Origin of the sequence: Nonlabens ulvanivorans (genome assembly GCF_000732625.1) — a bacterium.
Taxonomy (GTDB): domain Bacteria; phylum Bacteroidota; class Bacteroidia; order Flavobacteriales; family Flavobacteriaceae; genus Nonlabens; species Nonlabens ulvanivorans.
In genome coordinates, this window is the sequence record NZ_JPJI01000045.1 from 1 (window position 1) to 4,454 (window position 4,454).

At 34.5% G+C, this 4,454-nt stretch carries 3 protein-coding genes; all 3 read right to left on the minus strand.

The genetic code is table 11. The annotated features are described in order from the left end of the window. Positions 1–707: 707 nt before the first annotated feature. Entirely contained in the window at positions 708–1,139 is a 432-nt protein-coding gene (locus IL45_RS14635; RefSeq protein WP_146128698.1) for a hypothetical protein, read from the minus strand. A 49-nt stretch (positions 1,140–1,188) separates the two neighbouring features. After that, on the minus strand, positions 1,189–2,340 hold the full coding sequence (locus IL45_RS14880; RefSeq protein ID WP_051788757.1) for an RHS repeat domain-containing protein: 1,152 nt from the start codon (positions 2,338–2,340) through the stop codon (positions 1,189–1,191). A gap of 184 nt (positions 2,341–2,524) precedes the next feature. After that, complete coding sequence (locus tag IL45_RS14645; protein WP_036585638.1) at positions 2,525–4,003, minus strand: Fic family protein; 1,479 nt, start codon at positions 4,001–4,003, stop codon at positions 2,525–2,527. Between the last annotated feature and the right edge of the window lie 451 nt (positions 4,004–4,454).

The window sequence follows — 4,454 nt, forward strand, 5'->3', positions numbered from 1 at the left end:
GTAAACCCATCGAGTTAACTCAATATACAATTGGTCTTGAGAAGCAAAAAATAATAAGGAGACTAGAAAATAGAAAAAGCGCCTGTAATCTATGCCGTTAATTAAGAAATAGTAAAAGAAAAATCAATGATGACTTTCCTTTTATAAATTCAAATGCTCTTTAAAAATCCTTCTCGTAACTAACTCATTTTAAGAACTGTCCTTATAAGGAACACTATATTTCAAAATGCACTCGTAGGTTGCAAGGATATGTGCAAATATCGGGTTAAACAAGCTTTATAGAGAAATCTTAGAATCCGATCAGCTAAAAAAATTATATCCGGAATTAAAAAATGAATTCATCAGGGATGTAGGAAATAATGTCCATGATCCTTATATCGCTTTACGAGGTTTCTGAGTGCGGTGTAAACCGCAATGCACTGCACTGCATTGCAACCTACGAGTGCATTTTGAAATAGAATGTTCCTTATAAGGACAGTTCTTAAAATGAGTTAGTTACGAGAAGGATTTTTAAAGAGCATTTGAATTTATAAAAGGAAAGTCATCATTGATTTTTCTTTTACTATTTCTTAATTAACGGCAAGAGCTCTCAATCCTTTTACCCATAAGGGATGTCCCAATATTGGAACACCGTTGTCGCGGTTTTAACGATTAGTGCCGTGCACGTTAATGCGACAGAACTGCAGATTAAATCGATAGAATCCTTTTTAAAATGGTCTTCTCGGACGAGAATAGTCCTTCTTCATAGCTTCCTGAATTACATTTTTTCTAAAAAAATATATCAAATTAACATCTGATTCCAGTCTAAGGACTTCTTCTTTAACCTTAAAATCAGTTGTTTTCGATGATATTATAGAAGAATCATATTTGAATGTATATTCTCCATTAAACAATGAATCTTCACTTTCTGTAATTATAAATTTCGGGTTTATAGCGTCTGGTAAAATATCAAATTTGGAATTAATGCTTTTATCGTGGTAATCATAATTGAAAGCCATCTGTTTACCACTCATACTTATATATCCTGAAATGGTGCTAAGATAAGGAGCTTCCCTAGGAAGAATATCAATGTTGTTTTCCAATATTAAACTATCTTTATGAATATAGTGCGTCATTAACCATTCTCCTTCAAAACGCATGTTCTTATTAGATGAGCAATTACATAATATTAGAAATATTAAAATAAAATTAGCCACCATTACACTCTTCTTCATCACAATTTTCTTCATTATTATTCTGCTCTTGATTACTTTCATTTTGATTCACTCGTTCAACAAAATTCTTATCTTTTTCCTCTTGAAGTAAGGTGAAATCCAATCTAGCTTTTGCTGATTCACTAGAGTAATTTGTAATAACCGATCTCGCTGCTTCAATTATTAGTGGGCTTTCATTTCCATCACCTCCATATAAGATTATATTCATTACTTGACTCATTTGATTTGTATCAAAACCACGAATCAATCCATCGTTAAGAGCTCTTTTAACATCTCTTTGAGCTTGTTCAAACACAGAAGGTTTTCTATATAAAATTCCATCTTGCCAAAATTTAGTGCCTTGAGTTTGTTCATGTATTCTAGTTAGGTCATTTGAAATCGATATATTTCCATAGGTTTCCATCCCATAATTAAATAAAGAAACCACCGCGATACCTACTGCCACACCCTTAACACCACCGCCACTACCAGAATGCGCCGGAACATATTCATAAAATACCTCAGTAACATTTTTTGAAGGCCATCTACTTGAACTGCCCTTAGGCGTTACTCCATCTTTTTTGTATTTATTTCCAATATAAGACCTAACTCTTACCTCTCTAAATACATGTTCTGCAGGTATTGGCGCTTGAATATTTACATTTGGATTCATTCCTTCTGACGGATTGGATAAAGATAATGGGTACATCAAAGGGTTAATTTTATATAAAAAAAGATCTCCCGAAAGTTGTCCTGGATTTCGAGAATCTGCAAAAACTAAATTTGCGCTTTCCCCATGTTGTCTATTGAATGCATTTCTAAATGGATAATTAAAATTAGCTAATTTTATAAAAAGCTTGCCCTGTACCACATGAATTCTAGCCTCATCTTTATCCATATATTCTGCACCTTCTAATTCCTTTCCTCCAATAACACTATTCTCACTAAAAGCATAAACACTATTATGAGGGTAATCTTTAGCTAAGGGATCTCTTGAAAGAAACCTACCCAACCTAGGATCATGCATTCTAAAGGTGTAGTTATAACTATTCCCTTCACCTTTCACTTCATCATCACGTTCCTGTCCTTGGAAACCATAGCGATACGCGTCGCTATCTACACTTCCATGCCTATTATTTAGGAGCATCCCATAAGGACTACACTAAATTCTATTTAAAAGAACGACTTTCTCGCTTGTGCGAAAACCTAAATTTACAAGCTATTTAGGAAAAATCATTAAGAATATTTTAAAACAGTAACTTCACTTTAAATCTTTCTAACTATACATGAAATTACAAAAGTTAAAGCGACAGAATCCAACATACTTCTTGTTATACAATAATTTTCAAAATTCCTTCATTACTTTCCTTAAAAGCGTTGCTAGCTTCAAGAGTTGCTTCCATGTACGGCATATCGTCACCTAGAAGTGTATGACTAAAAGCCTGAGCACGATTCAACATTCTAATATATACTTCTGGGTCGTTATTTCGCGTAAGCTTACGTAAAGCACCTAAATAATCTTCTCGATATACTGTTGGGATGATAATTTTAGAGTGGTTTGCTGCAGATAATTCTGCATTCATCATTATACGAGCCATACGTCCATTACCATCTAAAAACGGATGCACCTCGCTTACCACAAACATGATGTACGCAGCTTTTGCAAAGGGATGAATAAGGGCTTTGTAAAAGTCAAAGCTTTGTAGGAGCGTACCGTTAACCAGTTCCATATCTACAAAAGAGGTATTACCCGCTTGGTTGTTTTTGTCTTTAAAAACACCGGGCTTTTTATCTGTTCTAGCACTTAGCATAATAGCGTGTCGGTATTTTAAGATGTCAATGAGGTTTTCACCAGAATAAGGTAGCACTCGCATTTCTTGTTTATTGGATGCCAGTTGATATGTACCAAGTACATCATGCGAATCTTCATTACGTGCAGGCAATGGTTGCTGTGTGGCAATAATGCGTTTTGCAGTATCAATTTCAAAAACAGTACCTTCAATATAGTTTGAAAAGTAGCTTTCATAAAATGCAAAGTTTCTGTACGCTCTGGTAGTGGTGTTTTGTTCCTCACGATTTTTAAACTCTTCCTTTTTAAGGGCTTTAAAAAGTGTTTCAAATACTTGGATACGCACTGGGTCGTAAGGTAAATTATTTGCTCTCGCTACTGCCAAAGGTGATTTCAAAGTAGTAGCAGGATGCGTGGCTAATAAAGCACTAATAATCTTGTTCAGTTTTTCAAACTCTTTTTGCATCCCGAGTTGTTCAGCAATATCGCGAGCTCTGTCTCTAACGCTGTTTAATTCGGCTTCGCCGTTGACCCGAATAATCTTTTCTAGTTTCTCTTCTATTTCTGGGTAAGTAAGTGTTTTTGAGTCACCACCTGTTTGTCTGGAGACTTGTAAGTTTTCTAGTAAGGCACGCTCAAGTTGTGACACTATAAGTTCGCCAGAAAATGAAATGTCACCTTTTATGGCTTCTGAGCCTTCCATAAACCGAATGGTTATTCCTGGTAGCTTTACCTTTTTAGTGTATTTGTAGGTGACAAATAATTGATTTGTTGATGTAGGCGAAAATTCAAAAGCCGAACGATGGCTCAATACGGCTCCTGGATATTGGTTTCCTAAAATGGGAAATATATTGCGCTGTATGATATCTTCTGGCGTATCTTCTAGGTTACTGGTGTAAATCCTAGAAGCTATCTTTCTAATCTTTCCTTCTTTCTCAAGCTTGGATATTTGTCGCGAAACATTAGATTCTGGTGAACCATAAATGATTTCTTGAAGATGTATTGGCCTACTTTTTTCCATTATACTAATATCAAAATACAAATTTGATAAATATTTTCCAATATAAACATCAATTTGTTAAATATTTTCCATCATATAGGGCTAACCAATCCATTTGCATGGTAGCGAAGGTTTTCTGAAATCATTTTCACTGTAGCTTCATTTTTGATTCTTTCCCATTAGCTCTAACATAAAGTAAACTGCTTACTAGATGATACTATGAGGATATTTATGACAGTTGTACATGTACTTAATTTTGAATCTCACAACTAAGGATATTTGGTATTGAAAAAATTAATCAGACAGAACCATTTTGTGACTCAGAATATAATATGTAAACGTAGTATTTCATATCAACTAAAAAAGGTCTCCATTTCTGAAGACCTTTTTATCCTGTGGGCGCTAAGGGACAGACTTCGAACTTTTTGAAAGAAGACATAGAACTAATCATTTCAAAATCAAAAGGTATAGT